The organism is Kitasatospora sp. NPDC056273, assembly GCF_042268845.1.
Lineage (GTDB): Bacteria > Actinomycetota > Actinomycetes > Streptomycetales > Streptomycetaceae > Kitasatospora.
In genome coordinates, this window is record NZ_JBHJSJ010000004.1 from 73,937 (window position 1) to 95,233 (window position 21,297).

The 21,297-nt window shown below is 74.1% G+C and carries 13 protein-coding genes; all 13 read right to left on the minus strand.

The window, feature by feature from the left end; translation table 11 throughout:
- Positions 1–21: 21 nt before the first annotated feature.
- The 13 genes from ACFCY1_RS05040 to ACFCY1_RS05100 all read right to left on the minus strand — a co-directional run bounded on the left by ACFCY1_RS05040 (position 22) and on the right by ACFCY1_RS05100 (position 21,236).
- Entirely contained in the window at positions 22–3,798 is a 3,777-nt protein-coding gene (locus tag ACFCY1_RS05040; protein WP_375873552.1) for a putative baseplate assembly protein, read from the minus strand.
- Positions 3,795–7,085, minus strand: a complete 3,291-nt coding sequence (locus tag ACFCY1_RS05045) for a putative baseplate assembly protein (protein ID WP_375873553.1) — start codon at positions 7,083–7,085, stop codon at positions 3,795–3,797. Before ACFCY1_RS05045 ends, ACFCY1_RS05040 begins: the two co-directional genes overlap by 4 nt.
- A complete protein-coding gene (locus ACFCY1_RS05050) occupies positions 7,082–7,471 on the minus strand; it encodes a GPW/gp25 family protein (protein ID WP_049657840.1) in 390 nt (129 codons plus the stop codon). Before ACFCY1_RS05050 ends, ACFCY1_RS05045 begins: the two co-directional genes overlap by 4 nt.
- 44 nt (positions 7,472–7,515) lie before the next feature.
- The gene (locus ACFCY1_RS05055) at positions 7,516–7,848 is read right to left on the minus strand and encodes a hypothetical protein (RefSeq protein WP_074006030.1); all 333 of its coding nucleotides are present in this window, start codon (positions 7,846–7,848) and stop codon (positions 7,516–7,518) included.
- 15 nt (positions 7,849–7,863) lie between these two features.
- Positions 7,864–8,373 (minus strand): phage baseplate assembly protein V, encoded by a 510-nt coding sequence (locus ACFCY1_RS05060; RefSeq protein ID WP_049657827.1) that lies wholly within the window; start codon positions 8,371–8,373, stop codon positions 7,864–7,866.
- A 119-nt stretch (positions 8,374–8,492) separates the two neighbouring features.
- On the minus strand, positions 8,493–9,650 hold the full coding sequence (locus ACFCY1_RS05065; protein WP_074006029.1) for a hypothetical protein: 1,158 nt from the start codon (positions 9,648–9,650) through the stop codon (positions 8,493–8,495).
- A complete protein-coding gene (locus tag ACFCY1_RS05070; RefSeq protein ID WP_375873554.1) occupies positions 9,643–10,005 on the minus strand; it encodes a hypothetical protein in 363 nt (120 codons plus the stop codon). The genes ACFCY1_RS05065 and ACFCY1_RS05070 overlap by 8 nt, the downstream gene beginning before the upstream one ends.
- Complete coding sequence (locus ACFCY1_RS05075) at positions 10,002–10,649, minus strand: hypothetical protein (protein ID WP_375873555.1); 648 nt, start codon at positions 10,647–10,649, stop codon at positions 10,002–10,004. The genes ACFCY1_RS05070 and ACFCY1_RS05075 overlap by 4 nt, the downstream gene beginning before the upstream one ends.
- A complete protein-coding gene (locus tag ACFCY1_RS05080; protein ID WP_147409044.1) occupies positions 10,646–11,227 on the minus strand; it encodes a HEAT repeat domain-containing protein in 582 nt (193 codons plus the stop codon). Before ACFCY1_RS05080 ends, ACFCY1_RS05075 begins: the two co-directional genes overlap by 4 nt.
- Positions 11,228–11,264: 37 nt before the next feature.
- Positions 11,265–17,558, minus strand: a complete 6,294-nt coding sequence (locus tag ACFCY1_RS05085; protein WP_375873556.1) for a DUF4157 domain-containing protein — start codon at positions 17,556–17,558, stop codon at positions 11,265–11,267.
- Entirely contained in the window at positions 17,555–17,926 is a 372-nt protein-coding gene (locus ACFCY1_RS05090) for a hypothetical protein (RefSeq protein ID WP_375873557.1), read from the minus strand. The genes ACFCY1_RS05085 and ACFCY1_RS05090 overlap by 4 nt, the downstream gene beginning before the upstream one ends.
- Positions 17,917–19,926, minus strand: a complete 2,010-nt coding sequence (locus ACFCY1_RS05095; protein WP_375873558.1) for an ATP-binding protein — start codon at positions 19,924–19,926, stop codon at positions 17,917–17,919. The genes ACFCY1_RS05090 and ACFCY1_RS05095 overlap by 10 nt, the downstream gene beginning before the upstream one ends.
- Positions 19,927–19,967: 41 nt before the next feature.
- A complete protein-coding gene (locus tag ACFCY1_RS05100; protein WP_375873559.1) occupies positions 19,968–21,236 on the minus strand; it encodes a DUF4255 domain-containing protein in 1,269 nt (422 codons plus the stop codon).
- Positions 21,237–21,297 lie beyond the last annotated feature (61 nt).

The following is a 21,297-nucleotide window of genomic DNA, read 5'->3' on the forward strand; positions in this document are numbered from 1 at the left end:
ACCTCCGATGGATGCGCTGGTTCATCCGCGGATCTCCTTGAGGATCAACGTGTCGGGCAGGTCCGGTGCCAGTACGGCGAGTTGGGCCGGTCGGATGCCGCGGAACACCGTCACCACGTGGCCGGCCGGCAGCGGGCGGGTGTCGGTGACGGCCGGGTTGAGGCGCAGCAGCTCCGCGAGCGGGACGCCGTTGCGGGCGGCGATGTCGGTGAGAGTCTCGCCGGCGGCGTCCCGCACCCGGTAGCGCTGCTCCTCGTAGCGGGCGAGCCGGGCCGGGACCGTCGGCTGCGGCCGCGCGAGTTGGGCGGCGAGGTTCTCCAGGCCGTCCGGGGTGAGGCTGCCGGGCACGCCGGTGAAGGCGTCGACGTCCACCCGGTCCACGCCGGGGACGGCCTGGGCGGCGGCGAGCACCTCGGACAGGTGGGCGGGCTGGCCGAGTTGGCGTCCGGCGTAGCCGAGCCGGTCGAGCAGGGCGCGGCGCACCGCCGGTTCGACGAGGTCCCAGGAGTGGTCCGGGGCGACCTTGACGCCCGCGGCGACGACCAGCAGGACGAGTTCGCGCACGGCGACCCGGACGGGCAGCCGCGGGTCGCCGTAGGCGGTGAGCGAGGACCGCAGGGTGCGGAGCAGGTCGGAGTCGGCGGCGAGCGGGATGTCGTCCACCCCGGCGACCGTGACGTGGACGAGCTCCCGCCGGCCGTCCGAGAGCCGGGTGGCACTGGCGCGCCCGATGCCGGCCCGGGCGCGGGTGAAGTCCTCGTAGTCGGGCACCGAGACCAGCCGGTCCAGGGCGGTGACGGCGAGCGGGATGGTGCGCCTGGCCAGGCCCGGCCCGTCCGGTCCGGCGCCGCCGGTGGCGGGCAGCGGGTTGACGACGGCGGAGACGCCGAGCGGGCGGGTGGTGAGCTGGGTGATCCGGCCGGCGCCGACGTTGCCGCTCTCGCCGATGCCGATCCGGTAGCGGGCGCGGACGTTCTCCCGGCCGGTGGCCAGGCGCGAGCCGTGCACGCCATCGCCGAAGGTGATGGTGGTGCGGCCGTCGGCGGCGGTCGCGGTGACGTAGACCCGTTCGTCCGGGCCGCGTCCGGTGAGGCTGTCGACCTCGTGCCAGAGCACCCCGTCGACCCGGACCTCCAGGGTGCTGCGCGCGCCCCCGGGGGTGTCGGCGGCCAGCCAGGTGAGCGGTGACTGCCAGAGGGTGAAGCGCTGGCCGGGGACGCCCGCGTCGCCGCTGCCGATCGCCTCGTCGCGGGTGGCGCCCTGGGTGGCGCGGACGACGTTGCCGAGGACCTGGACGGTGTCGCGCCGGTAGCGGAAGGCGAGCGGGGCGCTGAGGGTGACGGTGGTGCGGACGGTGTCCCCGGGCAGGAGCGGGTCGACGCCCTGCTCGACGCCGGCGATCATGGCCAGCTCGGTGCCGCGGACGCCGGTGGTGTGCGGGAGGTCGGTCCGCTCGCCGCTGACCGCGATCCACCGACCGGGGGTCAACCCGTCGTAGAGCCGGGCGAGTTCGATCCGGTCGCCGCGGACGTCCTCGGTGACCGGCTCGTCGGCGAGCCGCAGCGCCTCGCCGCGGGCGTAGACGGTGGCGTCCCGCAGGTGCGAGAGCTGGGTGTCCTGGTCGTCCAACCAGGGCTGCTGGAGGGAGAGTTCGGTCACCTTCCCGGTGATGCCGAAGTCGGCGCGGGAGACCACGCGCACGTCGGTGACCCGGGTGATGACCTCGGCGAGGTCGCGGCTGCCCGGGATGCCGCCGTCGAGGCCCTTGCGGGGGCGCTGGATCACCACCCAACTGCCGGGCGCGATCTGGTCGTACACGGCGTCGAGGGTGAGCACCGTGCCGGAGACCGGCTGCAGCTTGGTGGTGAGGGCCACCTCGACGGCCGGCGCCGACTGGTCGGTGCCGGCGTAGCGGTGCACCCGGACGTTCAGCTCGCCGGACTCGCCGGTCCGCTCCTGGCCGGGGTCGAGCTGGTAGTCGAGCGCGGGGCCGGGCCCGCCCTCGACCTTCACGTGGACGCGGCCGTCGGCCTGGGGGCGGGACACGAAGACCGTGCGCTCCGGCAGTTCGGCCAGCAGCTGGGCGCTGACGCCGGGCTCCGGGGCGGGCGCGGGTACGGCGGTCCGCAGGGCGGACGGCGGCGGTACGGGCGGTGCCGTCGGCTCGGTGGTGACGATCTTGACCTGGCCCGGCCCGAACGGGAAGGTGTGGTCCCACGGCAGCGAGAAGCCGCTGTGCACCAGGCTGCCCGCCTCGACGTACGTGAAGTCGGCGGTCTTCGGGACGGCGCCGGCGTCGTCGAAGGCGATCCGGACGCTGACCAGCGTGCTGCCGGAGAGCGGCCAGTCCACGTAGCGGTCGATCCGGCCGTCGGTGCCGTAGACGGGCTTGAGCGGCGCGGTGGCGCCGAACGGGGTGGCGACCACCCGCATCGCCTGGATCTCGTGCACGGCCAGCGGCGCCGTCAGGTCGACCTGCCGCCAGGCGGGGTAGAGGCCGTCGCGCAGCCGGGGGTCGAGCGCGGACAGCAGCTGCGCGCCGAGGTCCGAGCCGGGCGCGAACAGGCGCTGCGGGTCGCGGGCGAGGTCCCGCGCGCTGAGCGGGGGCCGGGTGGGGGCGGTGCGCAGCGCGGCCAGCAGCGAGCCGAGTCCGCGGACGGCCGGGTCGGCGGTGCCGGGGCCGGGGCCGGGGGGCCCTGGCTTGTCGGGGGCCTGCGGCGGCTCCAGCTGGTGGGCGCGGTCCCGCAGGCCGGTCAGTTCCTCGCCGAGGTGCCCGAACCAGTCGGCCACCGGCTGCTGGGCGTGGGCCAGTTCGGCGGCCTCGGCGGCCCGGTCGACCACCGGGGCGAGCCGGTCGGCGAACTCGGCCGGGGTGCCCAGCGGGCCGGACGGCCGGTCGAGGTCGGCGCGCAGCGGGGCGAGCACCTGCTCGTCGAAGTCCCGGACGATCCGGCTGTGCCCGGGCCTCGGGTTCGGGGCGGACTCGGAGACGGTGATCCAGTCGGCGAGTTCGGCGCGCAGGTCCTTGAGGGTGCGCAGGTCCCGGGGCAGCCCGATCACCGTGACGTCGTTGTCGCGGTCGAGCCGCACCTCGGGCACCAGCCGCAGCATCCGGTGGACCGGGTCGGCGGCCTTGTCGGCGCTGAAGACGAACAGCAGCCGGTCGCCGGGCCGCAGGTTGTTCGCGGTGCCGGCGGCGAAGAGCTCGGCGCGTCCGCCGGGGTTCAGCTGGCCGGGCGTCAGCTGGTACGGGCGGCGGCGCAGCACGGCCAGTTCGTTCCAGGCCGAGCGGGCGGGGAGGTCCTCGGCGGTCTCGAAGGACTGCGGGTCCTCGCCGGGGCCGGGGACGCTCTGGCTGCGGGCGCCGCGCGGGATCACCACGGTCGGGTCCTCGGCCGCCCTCGGGTCGTGGTCGAGGGAGTAGGCGAGGTAGGTGTCGGCGGCCACGCCGGGCCGGGGCCGGTGCCCGACCAGCCGGCCGAGCAGGGCGAGCGAGTCCTCCTCGGTGGCGGTGCGCAGGTAGCCCTCGTTGGCGATCCGCTCCGAGTAGAAGGTGAGCAGGTCGGCGAGCACGGCCCAGGCGTCCAGCAGCGCGATCGCCGGGTCGTCCGGGGTGCGGACGGTCAGGTCGCGCAGCGCCGGGTAGGCGGGGCCGGACAGCCGGGCGAGCAGGCTGTCGAGGAACTCCCCGTAGCGGCCGACCCGGTAGCCGATGGCGTCCAGTCCGGGCGGGTTGAACACTGGGACCGGGGTCGCGGTGGCGGTGCCCGCGCAGCCGCAGGTGCACTGGCCGCTCATCGGCCACCTCCGAGGACGATCGAGAGCCGGCCGTTCTCCGGCCGGTCGGGGTCGTTGTCGCACGCGGCGATCTCCAGCGCGCCGAGCCGCAGCAGCCCGTCGTCCAGCTCGCCGTCGTCCCGTCCGAACTGCCGCCGCAGCCTGGTCACTTCAGCACTGACGACGCCCGGCACGGCGGCCGCCGCGGCCACCAGCCTGGAGACCCGCACCGGTTCGCCGAAGCCCAGCGCGTCCGGGTGGAAGAAGCCGAGCCGGCCGTCCGGCAGGGCGCGGTTGCCCAGCACCCGGCGCAACTCGGCCAGGACGTGGCCGCGTTGGTAGCCGGCGGCGGCGCAGACCCGCAGTTCGAGGTCGATCGGCACCAGCAGGGCGGGCCGGACGACCAGGTCGTGGCCGATCCGGCGGTACGCCTCCAGGCCGTGCCCGACCGCCTCCAGCAGGGCCGGGCCGGCCACCGCCTGCCCGAACGGCTCGACGGCGACGTGCACCTCCTGCACGCTGCCCGTCCAGCGGAGCGCGGCCGCGGCCCGCCGGACGCCCGGCAGGGCGGCGGCCAGCTCCGCGTAGTCGGCGGCCGTGACGGCGCGCAGCCGGGTGCGGCCCAGGGCGAGCGGGGCGAGCCGGCGGACCTGGTCGAGCGGTTCGGGCTCGACCCCGCCGGTCGCGGGCAGCGGGTTGCGGACCAGCCGCACCGCGTCCTGCGGCCGGGCGGCGGCGGCGCCGCGCCGGTTCGCCTGGGGCGGCCGGTCCCGGCAGACCACCAGGTGGTTGACGGCTTCCGCGCCCACGTTCCCGGCCGTGCCGTTGCCGATCCGGTAGGCGACCTCCAGCGTGCCGCCGGGTGCGGGCGGCAGGCCGTGGCGCCCGTCGCCGAAGCGCAGCGCGAGGCGCCCGTCGTCCTCCAGCTCGCCCACGAAGTGCCGGTCCCGGCGGCCGTCGGCGAGCAGGTCCCGGCGGGGCGTCCACTCCTGGCCCGCCGAGGTGGCCCGGACCTCGGGCAGGGCGGCGCGCGGGTCCTGGACGGCGATCCCGGCCGCGGGGCCGGCCAGCGCGGGGGAGTCGGGGTCGAGCCCGGCGGCGTACCGGGCGCCCCAACTCTGGGCCACCTCCCAGACGGTGGGCCGCCCGAGCACCCCGCCGGAGCGGGCGCGCGCGGTGAGCACCTCCAGGCGGCGCAGCTTGGCGGCGAGCAGGCGGGTGCGGCGGGCCAGCAGCTCGCGCAGCCCGGCGGCGGGCCGCTCCGCGAGCCGCAGCTCCTGCACCACCCGGGCGCCGAACAGCACGGTCAGTTCGGCGAGTTCGGCCCGGGAGAGGTGGTGGCCGTCGCACGCCCGGTGCCACAGCTCCTCCAGTCGCAGCCGGACCCGCTCCGGAACGCCGGCGAGCAGGGTGGCCTGCCCGGCGCAGACGTGCGCCCGGTCGGGGTAGGCGGCCGCCTGGGTGACCGGCGCGTAGCGCAGCAGCGGACGGAAGGGCTGCGGCAGCACCGGGTAGCGGCTCTGGTCGAGCAGGGTCTCCAGCGCCGCCGCCTGGGCGTCGGCCGTGGGCGGCTCCACCACCGCGCCCTCGCCGTCCTCGCCCTCCGCGGTCGCGCCGGGCGCGAGCAGCACACTCAGCCCGGCCCGCCGCACCGCCGCCTCGCCCAGCAGCGCGTCCAGGGCGCGGACCTGCTCCGGGCCGAGCTGGCGGCCGTCGCGGGCCTGGTCGAGCAGTTCCCGGATCGCCTCCGCCGCCGGGCTGCCCTCGGCGCGGTCCTCGCAGCCGCACCCGCCCGGCCCGCAGGGCGCCGTACGGACCGGCTCCGGCGGCACCGGGAAGGACTCCGGGGCGCCGCCGCAGAAGGTGAGCGAGCGGCCGTGGTCGACCAGGGCGACGTTGCCGCGGGCGACGCTCACGTCGGCGATCGGGCCGCAGTCGCTGCCGCCGTGGGAGGACAGGCAGACCGGGAAGGCGAGCGCGTCCTCCGGCGCCCAGGTGACCTCCAGCACGGGCTGGTCGTACAGCTCGTCGACCAGCGGGGTGACGGAGGTGAGCCGGACGGCCTGGCGGTGCGCGGGGTCGGCGTCGGCGGGCGCGCCGGTGCGCGGGCCGAGGACCTCCTCGATGACCAGCAGGTCGCCGGGGCGCAGCGCCAGGTGGCGGGTGCGGGGCTCCGGCTTGTCGGTGCCGGGCCGGTCGCCGGGCGGGGCGGTGTCCTCGCGCGGGGCCGCCCCGGGCCGGTCCTCGCGCGGGCACGGGTCGGCGTCGGGCCGGTCGTCGCGGAGGGTGGCGGAGGTCGCGCCCCGGGGCAGGACGCAGTCCTGGTCGCCCCAGGTCCAGAACCGGATGGTGTTGTGCGCGGGGTGCAGCACCAGGTCCGCCCCGCCGAGCGGCTCGAACACCTCCACGGCGGCGGTGCGGGCGAGCACGTCCAGGTCCTCGTCCGGGATCACCGTGGACAGCTCCGGACGCTCCTGCGGGCCCAGCCGGCCGACGTCGACGGCGGCGAACCGGAAGGTGCCGGAGCGCAGGGTGACGGAGCGGTCCACCGCCAGCGCGACGAACGCCCGGGCGTTGCAGCCGTCGTGCACCGCGTAGTCGACCAGCCGGACGTGCCGGCGCACCGACACCCGGCGGCGGGCCGTGTCGAGGTACGCCTCGGTGGCCACCGCGTCCTGCTGGTAGGAGAGCTGGTCGGCGGTGTAGGCGAGCAGTTCGACCAGGGTGACGCCGAGGTCGGGCAGGTGCCGCTCGGTCCAGCCGGGGACGGTCAGGCTCATCCGGTCCAGCACGAGCCGGCGCAGGCTCTCGTAGTCGCGCGCGGTGTAGTCGATCACCGGGGCCGGCCGGACGGCGGGCGGACAGCCCTCGTCGGTGCGGCAGTCGTACGGGGACGGGCAGTCGGCGCCGAAGGAGAACCCGGTGTGCGCGTACCGCGGGTCGAAGCCCGGGAACGGGCGGGTGCCCGGCCGGCCGTACGCGTCCGCCAGGACCACGCTCAGCCGGTAGCGGGAGGTGTCGCCCGCCCGGTCGAGGGTGACGAGCATCCGGTCGTCCAGCTCCGGGTCGTCCGCGCGCTCGATGTCGACCGCGAGGGCGCGCAGACCGGTGATCCGGCGGCCGCCGTCGACCCGGATGTTCTCCGGGCCCAGCTCGTCCGGCGCCCGGCCGAGGAAGGTCACCGTCAGCGTGCGCCCGTCGTCGCTCGGCTCGGCGCCGTCCAGGCCCAGCAGCCGCGCCGCGCGCACGTCGGCCCGGCGAAGTTCCGTGCCGCACTGAGAGGTCGGGAATTCCGCCTGGCCGGTCATGCCGCCACCCCGCCCTCGAACACGTCCTGCCGCCGGGTGCCCGTCCGGCGGACGACGTACGCCAGCTCGACCCGCACCACGTTGTCCTCGCTCTCCACGTCGAGCGCGACGACCTCGATCACATCGCCGAGCCACCGCTGCAGCGCCGCCTGGACGGACAGCTGCAAAGTGGCCGCCAGCTCCGGGCTGTTCGGCGCGAAGACCAGGTCGAGCAGCCCGCAGCCGAAGTCCGGGTGCATGACCCGCTCACCCGGGCTGGTGAACAGCAACTGCTCGATCAGGTCGCGCACATGGTCGTCGTACGCCGCCCCGGCGGTGCGCCCTCGGCTGTCGATCCGGAACGGGAAGGCGAGGTCCGTCCGGGCGGGCCCTGGCGTTGGTGCCATCAACTCGGCACCGCCGACGGGCTGTTGGGTGGATCGCGTGGTGCTCATACCCCCTCCGCCCGCTGTTGGACGACGGTGACGACCGGCGGCCCCTGCGGGATCTGCTCGGCGCTCTGGCACAGCCCGGTGGCGGACTGCGGCAGCGCGGGCGAGCCGTTCACCCGGATCCGGGCGGACGGCAGCACCCAGCGGATCGTGACGCAGGGCTGCGGCTTCCCGGCCACGGTGAACGGGCAGCCGGTCACGGTGTACAGGTCGGCCGTGCTGGTGACGGCCTGCCCGGCGACCAGCACCCGGCCCTGGGCGGGCACCGCCGTCGCCTGGGCGCCGTGCGGGCAGATCACCGTCGCATTGACGTGCAGCAGTTTTCCGGACAAGACAATCTCCCCCCGTCAGGTCACGCTCAGGGCGTCCTGGTTGATGGTCACGGTGGCGCCGACCAGCGCGATCGAGGCGCCCTGGCCGTTGCTGATCCGGATGCCCGAGTCGTTGATCACGATCGAGGCCCCGCTCGGGATGCGCAGCGTGATCCCCGTGGTCGGGTCGTCGGACAGCACGATCACCCGCCGCCCCGAGGTCTCCAGCACCATGTTCGGCACGCCCGGCGGCCCGGTCGTCGCCTCCACCGGCACCTCCGAGGCGGAGCCGTACCAGCAGCCCGTCCAGATCGGGTAACTCTGGTCGCCCTGCTCGAACTCCAGCCACACGCCCGCCCCGACCGGCGGCACGGCGTAGTGCCCCATGCCCGGGCCGGCCACCGGGAAGCACGGCATCGCCCAGGTCGACACGGCGTCGCCCAGGACGTCGGGCACCTGCGCCTGGATGCGGCCGATCCCGAGCGGGTCGGTGTTGGTCACCACCGTTCCCCGGTACTTGCCGAGGTAGCGGGTCGGTTCGGCCATGCTGGCAACTCCTGCTGGTCGGGGCGGCCTTGCGGGACTTCGACGCTCTGTGGTGCTGCGGTGCTGCGGTGCTTTGGTGCTTTGGTGCTTTGGTGGTGCGGTGCTGCGGGACTTCGGTGTTACGGGACGACGGTCGGCTGGAGGGCGATCAGGCCCTCGCGGGCCAGGGTGAAGTTCTGGGTGTACGAGCCGCGCTTGAGGTTGTGGGTGACGCTCTTGACGAAGTACAGGCCGTCATAGGTGATCCCGGCCCCTCGGACGCCGACCAGTTCGCGCGGCCGCAGCACGTGCCCGTACCGGACGACGTCGAGCTGGCCCGAGCCGGAGACGGCGTCCGCCGACTGCATCGCCTTCGCGATCGTCTCGGCGACGGCCTGCGAGGTGTCCTTCTTGGCGGTGTCGGCGATGACCTTCTTCTTCAGCGCCGGCGCCGGCCTGAGCGCGAGCGGCGGCCGCAGGATGCTGACCTCCGGCACCGGCAGGATCGTCGACACCTTGGTCGCCGGCAGCTGGATGCGCGCCTCCGGCTCCTCGCGGGCGGTGCCGTCGAAGGCGAAGGTGAGCTGGTCGACGTTGGACAGCGCGTCCATGTTCACGTTCAGCGCGTGCTGCGGGACGCCCAGCCGCACCTCCGGCCCCCAGTAGGCGCGGCTCATCCCCGGGACCGGCCCGGGGTCCAGGTAGAACACGTAACCGTTCGCCTTCGCCAGCTCGTTGACGTAGCCGAGGTCGGTGCCCTTCTGGAAGTCGATCCGCCGGGTCGGCATCGGCGTCTGCGGCACCAGCTCCGGGACGACCAGCGGCACCATGCCGTACTGCCCGTACTTGCCGATGATCGCGGCGACCCGGGCCGCCGGCGACATCGCGGGGAAGGGCACACCGGCCTGCTCCTCCAGGTCCATCAGCACCGTCAGGTCCTCACCGGTGACGGTCAGCGTGGACTGGCCGGGCTGGTTGCTGATCCCGACCTCCTGGCGGATGATCACCCCGTCCATCAGCACGGCCGGCGTCCCCGTGACGACCGCCATCAGCACGACCCTGATCTTCGGGTCGAAGAAACCGCCCGGCAGCAGCGCGGTGTTGATCAGCCCGTTCTTCGACAGGTCGAAGGCCAACTGGAACCCGCTGCGCTGCCCCGACGCCACCGTCACCTGCGCCGACAGCAGCGCGTCGGTCACCGGCTGCGGCACCGGCACCGGAATCTGCGGCCCCATCAACAGGCTCAGGTGGATCGACCCGATCGCCCCGCCCCCCGTCACCGCCGAGGCGTCAACCATTCCCCACCCCCGGCCCCGCCCCCGGCACCGCGCCGGGCAGCGCGATCGTGATCCGCCGCCCCGGCGTCGCGGTCAACTCCCGTGGATCGAGCACCGGGTTGGCGTCGGCGATCCGCCACCACTGGTCGGCGCTGCCGAGGTAGCGGTAGGCGAGCAGATCGGGACGGTCGCCTGCGCTGACGGTGTGCTCGGCGAGCGGGGTCAGCCCCTCCGCGCTCGGCAGCAACCGCCGCCGCAGGTACGGGACCTGGCGCCCGTCCGGCTCCGTGTGCAACGCGACCGGGACACCGTGGTACCGGCTGGTCAGCGGATACGGCGAAGGCGCCGGCAGCGCGTTCAGCGGGTCGACGGTCACTGGAACCCCCCTCCCACCCCGAGCGCGCCCAACCGGCCGTCGGCCGCGGCACCACCCAGCCGCTCCTTCTGCGCCAGGTGCGCGAGGTACAGCTCGGCCCCGCGGTGCCCGGTCGGCAGATCACTGACGGTCAGGACGCGCAGCCCGATCGCGACGGCCGCCCTGATCGGGTTCAGGTCGATGTCGAACGCCTCCTCCGTGATGGTCAGTTCGGTCAGCCGCACCGGCAGGATCCGCTTCCCACCCCAGGTGAAGAGGGTCAGCGGCGCCTCGATCGGCGTCACCTCCAAGGTCCCGAGCGAGGCCAGCGCCTGGTTCGCCCGCACCTGGTCACTGGTCGGCTGCACCAGCAGCTCGAGCGTCGCCAGCTGCGGATGAATCCCGTTCGGCGCCGGAAGGTCCAGCTGGTCGGTCGCGTCCAACTCCGCCGTGAACTTCCAGGTCTCGACAGCCGGCCCCTTCAACCGCAACGCCTCCGTCCGGTCCCCGCTCCCGTCCGCTCCTGCCACCTGCGGCGCCAACGAGCGTTCAAGGCTGTCCGGATTGAACTGCAGCACCACGACCCGCTGAGGAGTGCCGCGCAGCGGATCGACGACGACCAGCCCGGCCCTGATCGGCTTCGGCGCATCCGTGTACCCGGTCATGTCAACCCCGCTCCCGCGTAGGCTTCGAGGGTCGCCCGCGCAGTGTCCCTGACCTCCGGGTCGGCGTCGCTGCTGGCCAGTTCGGAGAGACGCGGCACAAAAGCGCTGAGCGCATAGGTGGCGGCCGCGAGGACGCCGGCATCGCGGATTTCGGGATCCGAACTCCCCAGGGATTTGAGCACCCGTGCAACGAAGTCGTCATCCGGGGACGGCGGGGCGCCCAGGGCGAGCCGGAGGACGGCATGCGGACCTTCCTCCGAGCCACTCGCGAGGTCGTAGAACCTGATCAGATCCTCGTAGCTCCACGGCCGCAGGGATTCCTCGCACGACTCGATCGCCGCCATGACGTCGTCCTCGTCGTCCCCGAGAACCTGGACGTAGCGGCAGTGGGAGGTTCCGTCCTCGCCCTGCACCAGTTTCAAGTCGTCCCCGATCGGCCACTCCACCTCCCGCCTCCCGCCGAAGAACTCCCGTACGACCCTGGTGTCCTCGGAGCCACCCAGGGCCCGGATCACTTCCTCGACATCCTCAGGGTTCTGACCTTCCCTGAGGACCATTCGACGGCTCCTCAACTCCATTGCTGCCACCTTTCCTTACCGGTGCTCCAGGACAGCGTCACTCTATCCATCCCCACCGCCTGAGCAGCGTGTCCACTGCACGGTTCACGGCTTTTGCCGTGTTGGCCTTACCGGTGCCGCGCGTCAGGATCTCCTCGTCCTCCAGCGTCCGCTCGATGGAATCGATCAACTTGTGGAGCATGCCCCCCGGAGTCTCCAGGTGACTGGGGAGGTCCTCCTTGGAAATGCCCTTCAACTTCGGCCACTTCGCGGCACTCTCGTAGTCCTTCTTGGAGAGCTCGAAGAGCTTGCGATCCTGGTGGAATCCTTCGTTCCTGGCCTTCGCTATCCTGGCGAGCTTCCCCTTTTCGTCGGTGATGCCGTTCACCTCCTTCATTAGGAAGGAGAGTGAGTTGGAGACCGCGACCGACTTGTCGGCCACCATCGGTCCAGTCTTCGATATCCTGGAGAGCTCCTGCTCCGGGTCGACATGCGGGAGCGTCATGCGGTTGAGCTCGCCCATGGAGCTGACCAGGGCACCCGGGCGGCGCTGCCCCTCCGCCACCACGCGGACGAAAACGTAGAGGGCGCCGATGCCAATGAACTTCGACCGATAGTTCGCAGGGAGATCTTTGTAGTTACCTTCGAGCAGTGATTTGAACATCTGCTTGAAGCGCTCGTTCCCCAACTTTGTGCGGAGCTCCTTCAGCTGGACGAAAAGGTCGTCGTACTTACCTTCGCCCTGGGCGATCTTTCCGGTGTCCCGGTCGCGACGGTCCCACCTCCCGCCTGGATCGCCCGGTCTGTTGACGATCTGCATCTCGGCGACCTCGTCGAGAATCAATGCCTGGGGAGACTTCTTCTCGCTCTTCCTCAATTGGGTCTCGGCCAGGACGTCGACCGGCTCCGCGCCGTTTCTGGCGATCATGGTGCGCTTCGCTTTCTCGCCCTCGCGCGGCGAAGCCCGTTCGGGTTCGAAGTCGACGGCCTGATCGCCCGGTGCCTTCCGGGAGTTGTTCGCGGCTCGGTCGGCGAGGACCTCTTGGACCCGACGTTCGACATGGGAGAGGATCTCGATGCGGCGTAGCAACTCGGCATCGGTGACGTCCGCGGTCGGATTGAGCAGGGCCCGAAGGAGCCGCGCTTGCCCTGTGGTGTCGATGTCGAGCCGGGTCAATCGGTACCACAGGCGCATGGCCCCGAGCACACCGCCCAGTACCCGCGTCGGGATGCCCCGACCGAGCAGGCTCTGGATCCGTGGCCGGATGCGGGCGACGATCAGGTCGAGGCGCTGCTGCTTCGCCTCGGGCGAGTTCTCGTGGGCGCGGCGTTGGGCGCGTTGCTGTTGGCGCTTCTGGTGCCAGGTGCGGAGGCGGTCGCGTTGCTTGCGGTAGGCGTCGCGGATCCTGTGGGCGCCGTTGGTGAGGGCGCGGCCCAGCTTGCTGTTGAGGACCTTGCGGCCGAGGGTGCGGGCGGCCGTCCGTACCCGGTTGAGGGCGGCCTTGACGGTCTGGCGGGAGGAGTTGAGGGCGCGGCCGACGGGGGAGGTGGGGCGGCGCGGGGTGGTGGGCTTGGGGCGGGTGGCGGCCGGGCGGTGTTGGGCGGGGCGCTCCGCGTGCTGCACGGTGTGCCGGGCGGGTCCGGTCCGGGCAGGGCGGGCGGGCCGGGCGGGACGGCCGGGGCCGGGTCGGCGCCGCAGGGACTGGGTGGCCCGGCGCAGGCTCGCGCGGGCCTTGTTGACGGCGGTGCCCGCCGCCTTGCGGGCACCGCGACCCGCCCTGGCCAGGCCCTTGAGGATCCGCTGGGCGATCCCCTTGAGCTTGGCGCCGACCGCCTTTCCCGCCCCCTTGAGCTTGCTGAGCAGGAAGTTGGAGATGAAGTCGAGCAGCGCGACCACGCCCGCCGCGACGGCGTCGGCGAAGAGGCAGGCGGCCGATCCGGATTTGACGGCCTTGAGGAAGGCGACGAACTTCCCGATCGCCGCGATGATCTTGCTGATGGTGTTCCAGGCCGCCATCAGCCCCTGGATGATCGTCATGATCGCACCGGCCGCCGGCACGATCATCGAGACCAGCTTCTCGACGACGATCGACACGATCATCCCGGGCAGTGCCGCGACGATCGCCTGCCAGGCCATCCGGCCGATCTGGGCCATCGAGATGCAGCCCTTGACCAGGACGTTGACGATCGTGGACGTCAGCCCGACGACCGACTCGACCTTCTCGTTGAACCAGGTCCGCACCGCGCTCTTGATCGCGCCCCACAGGTAGTGCTGGATGCCGTCGACCGCGGCGGTGCCGAGCTTCTTCAGCCAGCCGCCCGGGTCGGGGGCGATGTCGCCGATCAGGGCCGCGAACTCGCCGAAGACGGCGATCGCCTTCTGGACGAAGTCGATCGCGTCCATGACGGCCTTGCGGACCGCCTCGATGGCGGCCTTGAGTCCTGCCTCCAGCGCGTCCAGCAGTGCGTTCAGCCCGGCGGCGAGCGCGTCGAGGAGCTTGTTGACGGCGTTCTTGAGCCGGTCCGCCCACTCGTTGACCTTGGCGATGGCCTTGTCGCGCCATTCCTCGATCTTCTTGCGGAACTTGTCCCGCAGTTCGGGGAAGGCCGCCAGCAGGACGTCGCAGATCTTGATGAGCGCGTCCGCGAGCTTGTCGATCAGCTCGACGGCGAACTTCCGCGCCTGGTCGATGGCCCAGTTCGCGAACTTCCGGAAGCCGTCGATGATGTCGTTGATCAGGCCGCGGAAGAAGTCGAAGACCTTGGTGACGGCCTCGACCAGTGCGTCGAAGGCCGCCTTGACCTTGGACTTGACCCAGCCCCACCAGCCTTCGGACTCCTCCTTCTTGCGGTCCTTCTCCTTCTGGGCCTTCTCCTCGGCCTCCTTCCGCTTGTCCTGGATCTTCTGGTTGTCCTGCTGCTGACGGTCCTGGACGTCCTTGTCGGCCCCGGCGCGCTTCTTGTCGATCTGGCCGGTCTTGTCGGTGTGTTCGGCACCGGCGTCCTGGTCCGCGGTGGTGATCTTCCCGTCCTGCTCGGTGCGCCACTGCTCGCGTTCGGCCTTGACCTTCTCGGCGGCGTCGCCCCGTTCCCCGGCCTGGGCCTGGGCGTTGTCGGCGACCGCCTGGTCGACCTCGGCCTGGTTCTGCCGCCGGGCGTCGGCCTCGCCCTGCTTCTGCTTGGCCTGTTCGGAGCCCAGCCGGCCCTGGCCCTCGCCGACCGCGGCCTGGATCTGCGGGCCGCGCTCCTGCTGGGTGACGATGCCGATGCCCGGCTTGGTGTCGACGGCGCCGCCTGCCCTGGCACCCCCGCGCTTGCCGCCGCCGGGGACGGAGGCGGTGAGGGTCTCCTTCGGGACGTCCGGGTAGATCCGGTCCTCGCCCATCGGCTTGGCGGTGTCCTCCCGGCCGACGCCGAGGATCCTGCCGGAACTCTCCTTGAGCTTGGCCGCCTGCCGGTCGGTGCGTGCCGGGTCGCTCTCCCCGGTCAGTTCGACCTTGGGGGCGGCGCCGACGGTGGTGTTCAGGGCCGGGTCGGTCGAGGGGACGCCGTCGACGGCGACCTGGGCCTGCTGCACCTCCTGCGCCGAGACCTGGTTGCCCGCGTCGTCGGCGACATTGGGCGGGGCGACCCGGTCGCCGGGGTTCCGGCCTTCGACCTTCTTCTGGTCGGCCGTCTGCTGTCCGCCGTCCGCGCCCTCCGGGCCGACCCGCTCCAGCCGCTCCGTCACGGCTTCGGCGGGCGGCGCGGCCTCGGGTGCGCCGGACTGGGTCTGCGGCGCCCCGGACGGGCGCTGGGTGGTCGGCGGGGCGGCCTGCAGCCGGGCGTGCTGCTCGCCGACCGTACGGTCCACCGAGCCGTCCACGCCGTCCAGGGTGGTGGCCATCTGATCGGGCGGCAGGCTCGCGGCGGTGGCCAGCGCGCTCTGCGGGTCCTGGCCGGAGACGTCGGGCGCGGCCGGCTTCTGCTGCTGCTCCTGCCCGCCCTGGGCGCCCCCGGCGGCGGCCGCGCCTCCGCCCCCGGCCGCACAGCCGCCGGCGCCGCCGGTGCCGTCCTGCTCCGCCTCGGTGGTGGGCTGCTGGGGGCCCGCGCAGGCGCCGCCGCCCGCCTCCAGCGAGGCGTCGGGGGCGGCCTGGGCGGTGAGTCCGCCGGGCGCGTCGGCCTGCTCGGCGGCCGGGCCGGGGGCGGCGTCCAGGGCGGCGTCGGGGGTGGCACCGGGCGCTGCCCCGGGGGCTGCCCCAGGAGCGCTGTCGAGGACGGCGCCGTCCCCGCCGACCGGCCCGCTGCCGCCGACCGGTCCCGGCGTCGCGGGGGCGGTACGGTCCGGGCCGCTCGGCTCGGGGGCCGCCTCGGGTGCGGGTTCGGCCTCGCGCGCCGCCTCGGCGGGGGTTTCGGGCTGCGGCGCCTCCGGCTGCGTGGGCTCGGCAGGGGCCGGCGCCGGGGCCGCGGCCGGGTTCGCGGTGGGTTCGGGGCCGATCTCCTGCTCGACCGGCTGCTCCGGCTGGAGGTCGCGGGCGCTCCGGTCCTCGGCCTCGGTGGCGGGGGTCGGCTCGGGGGCGGCCTGGGGTGCCGCCCCGGGCTCCGCCTGCTCGGGCGGAGCCGGGGCCGTCTCCGCGTCGTCCTCCGGCCGGCTGTCCCGCTCGGCCTGCACCTGCTCGGCCTTGGTCGCGGGCGGCTCGGGGAACTCGGGCGCCTCGGCCTGCGCGGGGGGCGTGCCGTCCGCCGACAGGGTGAGCTGATCGGCTGTAGGGACGGCGGACACGTCGAGGTCGGCGGAGGGCAGGAAGTCCCCGGGCTTGAGCTCGGGCCCGGGGACGGCCGACGACTGCCGGTCCTCGCCCGCGGCGGGCGCGTCGTGGACCTCGGAGTCGGCGCCGGGCTCCATGCCCAACGGCCGTTCCTCGTCAGGGGTTTCGCCCTGTCGGTAGTCGCCTTCCAGCAGGCCGTGCCGGGCCAGCGGGCTGTCCTCGGCCCGCGCGATCGCGTCAAGGCGCTCGGGCTTGACCGGCGCGGTCTGCGGCAGAAGCCCGGCGGCGGGCTCCTGCGGCTTCGTACCGGCCGAGGGCCGGGTGCCGACGCCCTGCTGCTCGGCCTCGGGCGAGCCGGGTACGGAGGCGGCGACCGGCTGGGCGGCGCCCTCCTCGGCCGGTACGGGCGCCTGTTCCGGGCCTGCCGCGGGCGCCTCCTCGACAGCCGACGGCTGCGCCTCCGTGGGGAGTTGAGCCTGACCGGCCTCCGGCTGCGCCTCCGTGGGGAGTTGAGCCTGACCGGCCTCCGGCTGCGCGGCGGGCTGTGCGGCCGGTTCGGTCTGAGCGGCCTCGCCCTCCGCGGGTGGTGCCTGCTGTCCGTCCTGCTGCTCCGGGCGTTCCTCGCCGCCGTCCTTGTCGTCCTTGCCTTCCTGGTCGCCCTGGCCCTTGCGGTGCTTCCGGTGCTTGCGGCGAGCCTTCGGGTCGTCCGACTGCCGTGCCTCGTCGTCGAGTTGTTGTTGCCGGTCCCGCTCCTCGCGGTCCTCCTGGTCGGTCCGGTCGCGGTCGTCGGTGGTCCGGTCGGTAGCATCGGTCACCGGCTCGGGGGTCTGGGCGGCGTCGACGTCGGCCGGGCGGTGCTCGGCGGCCTCGACCAGTTCCAGCACCCGGGTGTAGTCGGAGGAGGGCATCAGGACCGCCAGTCGGTCCAGGACGGAGGACTGCAACTCGGGCGCGAATCTGGCGAGTTGGAGGCGCACCCGGCCGGAGGAGTCGGTCGGGTCGCCGCGCAGTGAGCGCAGGATGCCGGACGCCAGCCGGTCGACCAGGGTGGCCGGGTCGAGCCGTTCGGTGCGGAAGCGGTCGGCGTCGACGGTCGCGTAGCGGAGCCAGCCCGGTGTGGCGCTGGGCGTCGCCGTCGTCGGCCGGTCCCCGCTCGCGCCCTGCTCCGCCTCGCGTTCGACGGCGTCCTGCGGCAGGCTCACCGCGCCCAGGTCGCGGCCGGCCCGCAGGGCGCCGAGCGGGTTCGGGGCCTGGATGGTGTGCAGCAGCTCGTGGGTGAGCAGCCGGCGGCCGTCCTCGGCGGCCGGCCGGTACTTGCCCTCGCCGAAGAAGAGGTCCGGGCCGACCGCGACGGCGTCCGCGCCGATCAGCTCCGTCAGCGCGGCGGAGTCCCGGTCGGTGTGCACCCGGACCCGGCTGAGGTCGTGGCCGAGCCGCGCCTCCAACTCCCGGCGCACGCCCGGGTCGAGCGGTTGGCCCGCGCCGGAGACGATCTCCTTCGGCTCGGGGGTGCGGGCCTTCGGTGCCCGGGTCTTGCGCCGGGCCTGGCCGCCCTGCTTGGCGTCCTGCGCGGAGTCCCGTGCGGGGGCCTTGAGTTGGGTCACGTCCGCCCCCGTTCCACGTGCCGCCCGGTACCCGAGAGCCGCCCACCACCCGAGCGCTGACCACCACCCGACAGCCCGGCGTGCACGGCGCGGGCGAGCGCCTCGCCGAGCCGCTGCGGTGAGGCGCCCGCCGGCAGCGGCGGCAGCCCGGAGAGCAGGTCCAGCGCGCGGTCGCCGCCCGCCGCGAGCGGTACGCCGCGCGTCTCGACCAGGCGGGCCAGCTCGCCGCGGAACGCCGTCGTCAGCCGCTCGTGGTCGATCCGGTCGAAGCCGTCGAGGACCAGCTCGCCGATCTCGACCTCGATCCGTCCGGCACCCGGGTGTTCGGGGGTGCCCGGCCCGCCTCCGTCCCGCGCGTTCACACCCATCCGCCGACCTCCGAGGGCGACAGCGAGCGCTCCAGCTTCAGGTACTCGGTGCGCGCGGCGGCCAGCATGTGCCGCATCTGCACCGGGCAGCCCTCGTCGGCGGCCAGGAAGGCCGCGGACAGCGCGATGTTGCGGATCGAGCCGCCGGCCACGGTCAGTTGGGCGAGCCGCTCGGGGTCGAGGCCCTCGCTGGGGGTCCGCCGGGGGATGACCCGCCGCCAGATCTCGGCGCGTTCCGGCACCCCGGGGAACGGGAAGTCGACCACGAACCTGATCCGCCGCATGAACGCCGGGTCCAGCGCCTTCTTCATGTTGGTGGTGAGCACGGCCAGGCCCCGGTAGGCCTCCATGCGCATCAGCAGGTAGCTGACCTCCAGGTTGGCGTAGCGGTCGTGGCTGTCCTTGATCTCGCTGCGCTTGCCGAACAGCGCGTCGGCCTCGTCGAACAGCAGCAGCGCGCCGCCGCGTTCGGCGGCGTCGAAGACCCGCCGGAGGTTCTTCTCGGTCTCGCCGATGTACTTGCTGACGACCTGGGAGAGGTCGATGACGAACAGGTCCACCCCGAGCCGCCCGGCGACGACCTCGGCCGCCAGGGTCTTTCCGGTGCCCGAGCCGCCGGCGAACAGCGCGGTCACCCCCAGGCCGCGCCGCAGCACCGCTTCGAAGCCCCACTCCTGGTAGACCGTGCCGCGCCGGCGGACGTGGGCGACGATCTCGCGCAGCGTCGCGCGCTGGCGCTCCTCCAGGACCAGGTCCTCCCAGTCGGCGCGCGGCTCGACCCGCCGGCCCAGCTCGTCCAGGGACATCCGGGCCTCCACCAGCCCGGCGTGCCAGGCCAGTTCGCCGACGTCCTGGTCCTTCTCGGCCGCCCGCCGGGCCGTCGCGGCGGCCGACCGGATCACATGGCCGGGCAGGGAGAACTGCGCGGCCAGCGCCCGGAGTTCGGCCTCGGCGATGCCCGGCGCGCCGTCCAGCGCCTCGGTCCAGATGCCCAGCTGCTCCTCGGGGCCGAGCGTGGGCACCGTCAGCCGGGCGCGGTCGGAGGCCCCGGCCGGCCGGGGCTCGTCGCCGGACACCACCAGCGGCACCGCCAGGCTCGCGAGGAAGGCCTCCGCGCCGTTCGGGGACCGCGGCTGCTCCCGGGCCGGCTCCCCGTCCTCGACCAGCAGCGCGGCCGGGATCAGGATCGCCTCCCGCTGCCACAGCCGGGCGAGCTGCTCGCGCTCGGCGGGCTCGGTGGGCAGGTCCTCGCGGTGCGCGACGTAGAGGCCGAGCCCGGAGCGGTGGGCGGCCGCCGAGGCGATCTCCCAGCGGGTGCGGCGGTCGGCGCCGCTCAGCTCGGCGTGCGGCGGGCCGGTCAGCCCGGCCGCGGACCACCCCTGGGCCAGCTCGGCCGCGCACCGCTCGTGGGGTTCGGGCAGTTCGCCGGGCGGCCCGACCCGGGTGAGCAGGCCGTGCAGCCGTACGTCCAGGTACGGCACGCCGACCAGGAAGTGCAGCACCCGCTCGTCGATCCGCAGCCGGGAGGCGGTGATCGCCGTCTCGTTGTCCAGCTCGACCAGCCGGAAGCGGCGCAACGGGCCCACCGGGGTGAGCGCGCTCCAGTGCGGCCGGTCCAGGGCGGCGAGGGCGAGCGAGAAGGTCGGGTATCCGCGCCCGGGGTCGCCGCCGGCCGCGGCGCACCGGGCGGCGGCGGTGGGGTCGATCTCGGGCGCGGCGGCCAGCACGAGGACGTCCCGCTCGAAGGGGGTGAGCCCGAAGGAGGCGGCGAGCGCGTCCAGGGCGGTGGCGGGCTGCCGCCGCCCGGTGCGGCGGGTGCCGGGGGCGGGCGGCTCGGCGGTACGGGTCGTCTCCGGGGTCGACGGCGGGGCCGGCTCGGCGGTACGGCCGGCCGCGTGCGCGTCGACCCGTGCGAGCACGGCGGCGACCGCGGCCGACAGTGACTGCCGGTGCGACTCGTCCGCCAGGCCTTCGCGGTCCTGTCTGCGGCGCGTTGCCATCTCTCCCCCCGTCCCGTCCGTTGTGTCGGTGCGTCCTGTGGTCAGTGCGTCAGGTCCACCACGGGACCGGTGAAGGCCCCGTCGCCGGACACCGTCAACTCGCTCGGCACGCCGTCCACTTGGACCCGGGCCAGGTACACCGTCGGCCGGACGCCGGTGACCGGCACCCGGACCGCATGCGGGTCGCTGCGCGGCTGCGACGGCACGGGCGCGCGGAACTGGTAGCTCGCCCCGGCGCGCCCGGTCGGCGGGCTCAACTCGTCCAGCAGCAGCAGGACCTGCTGGTCGTCCCGGAGTGGAACGTCCAGTCGGACGTCCACCTGGGCCGAGACCCCGGCCGGTCCGTCGGTACGGTCCGCCGTACCGATCGGCGCGGCGATCCGCGGCTGCCGGGCGAAGGTCTGCGCGTTGGACTCCACGGCGAGGTGCTCCGCGGCGGGCCGGCCGTCCAGCGCCAGGCCGTGCAGCACCTGCAGCTGGTACACGCCGGGCGGCAGGTCCGCCGGGACGGCGACCACCAGCCGGTCGTCCCGGATGCCACCCGGGGCGACCGGCACCCGGCGCCCGCCCAGCCGGGCCACGACCAGCTCCGCGCGCAGACCGGAGCCGACCACCACCAGCTCCCGGTCCCTGGTCACCGGCCCCTCCTCGGGCGCGCCGGTGGACCCGGCCGGGCGGGACAGCACCCGCTCGACGACCGGCCCGCGGGACGGCACGGCCCGTACGGTGCGGCGCAGCACCGGCTTGCCCGCGACCGGATCGACCTTGCCCTCCACGAACACGGCGGTGGCCTGGTAGGTCACCGACAGCGCGTAGGGGGTCTGGAGCAGCGTGCTCCACAGCTTGGACATCTCGTCGACGTCCATCGTGGTGGAGGTGAAGCGCACCCGCTGCGGCGAGGCGGCCAGGTCCGTCCCCACGAGGTACGGCTGGGCGGCCGCCTCCTCGATCAACTGCCGCGACAGCGCGGGCTGTTCGGTCAGCGTCCGGACCACGCAGCCGAGCAGCCGCTGGCCCACCAGCTGGGACTCCTCGCCGTAGCAGCTGATCAGGTAGTGCAGGTCGAGGGCGGCGGCCGGCCGGGTCAGCACGGTGCCGTCGGTCGCGCGGGTGGGCGCGTCGTGGTTGCGCAGCGAGGCGTTGGGCGTGACCTGGTAGAGGAACACGGTGATGGTCGGGTCGGCCGGCGGCTCGGTCGGCGGCTTGCGGGTGCCGACCTCGACCGCGAACGGGATGTCGGGCGAGAGCGCGCGGGAGACGAGCAGCCGCAGCGCCTCGGTCACCGTGGCGATCGCGAGGTGGTTGCTCATGCGCCCTCCCCGTTTCGCCCGGCAGGGGCGTGTGCCCGTGCGCGACGTGTGACGGCCCGCA